Consider the following 1,446-nt stretch of genomic DNA (forward strand, 5'->3'; position numbering starts at 1 on the left):
TTTTATCATCAATTGATAAAATTATGTCTTCTCCAGTAATAACAGCTTCTGAGCATTTATCGCTTGCCGAAGCACAATTATTGATGCTAAAATATAATGTTAGTCATTTGTGCATAACCGATGATGGTTCTGATAAATCAATTGTAAAAGGAATTATAACCGAACATGATTTGGTTGTTGCTCAAGCTAATAGTCCTGGTATTTTAATTAAAGAAATTAAACGTTCACAATCGTCTAAAGATTTAAAAATAGTTAGAGAAAGATTGTCAGAATTGATCCAAAGTTCCATGACAAAAAACATTCCATATACTCATATAAGCATGATTTCTGGAGAAATAATTTTTGCCATTACCAAACGAGCAATTGAATTAGCTATTTTAGAATTGGGCGTCCCTCCTACCAAATTTGCATGGTTAAGCATAGGTAGTCAAGGTCGTAAAGAACAAGTTTTATTAACAGATCAAGACAGTTTTTTGATTTTCGAAGATGTCGATTCAGGAAAATATCGTGATGTTCGAGATTATTATCTAAAATTAGCTAAAAAAACAACTACAACTTTAGAAAAAGTAGGATTCGAATTGTGTCCAAACGGGCATTTGGCAAGTAATATGCTGTGGTGTAAGTCATTGACAGATTGGATAAAACAATACAATAATTGGACTAATACTCCAGGTGAAAATACCGAAGAGATTAGCAGTATTTTCTTTGATTATGATTTGGTCTATGGTGAATTACAACTAGAAGATGCTTTGTCAGAAATCGTATTTAAAGATAGAAAAAGTAGTTCACTGTTATTTGATTTTTTGGGTAATGATGCATTGAAAAAACCAGTACCATTGAATTTTTTCAAAAAATTTAATGTCGAAGAAGATGGCGACAACAAAGATTTATTTGATATTAAAACACGTGCTTTAATGCCCCTAATCGATGGTGCGAGATTATTAGTTTTAAGTCAAGGTATAAAAGGTATTAATAATACTTATTTACGATTCAAGCAATTAGCAATTATTGATGCTAAAAATGCAGAGATTTATAAAGAATGTGCAGAAGCATTTTTAGAATTGTCAAGATTTAGAACTATTTCTGGTTTAAAAAATGATAATTCTGGACAATATATTAATATTGATGAAATGTCAAAATCTGATAGAGAAAAACTAAAAAATGCATTCGAACCAATGAAAGACTTGGAAGATTTGATTAAAAGTAAATTTCAATTAACCCATTTTTCATAAATTATGCTAGATTGGATAAAAAATATCGGAGGAAATTATCCTGAGTTTTACAAAAATTATGTAACTAAATTTGATAAAAAATCAAGTAGATTTGTCATAATAAGCATTGAAACTACTGGATTAGATAAAAATAATGATCAAATATTATCAATTGGTGCAATCGCTGTTGTCAATAATAATATTGTAGTTAGTGATAGTTTTGAAATTTCATTTA

General features: G+C 29.0%; 1 protein-coding gene and 1 pseudogene. Both read left to right on the top strand.

Annotated features, from left to right (window positions below):
* Positions 1-1,232: DUF294 nucleotidyltransferase-like domain-containing protein (locus tag RMO83_RS09775; RefSeq protein ID WP_310559498.1), on the top strand; the 1,232-nt coding region annotated here is incomplete at its 5' end.
* A 3-nt stretch (positions 1,233-1,235) separates the two neighbouring features.
* A pseudogene (locus RMO83_RS09780) lies at positions 1,236-1,446 on the top strand (3'-5' exonuclease); the annotation flags it as partial.

The organism is Flavobacterium sp. (assembly GCF_031423415.1).
GTDB lineage: Bacteria > Bacteroidota > Bacteroidia > Flavobacteriales > Flavobacteriaceae > Flavobacterium.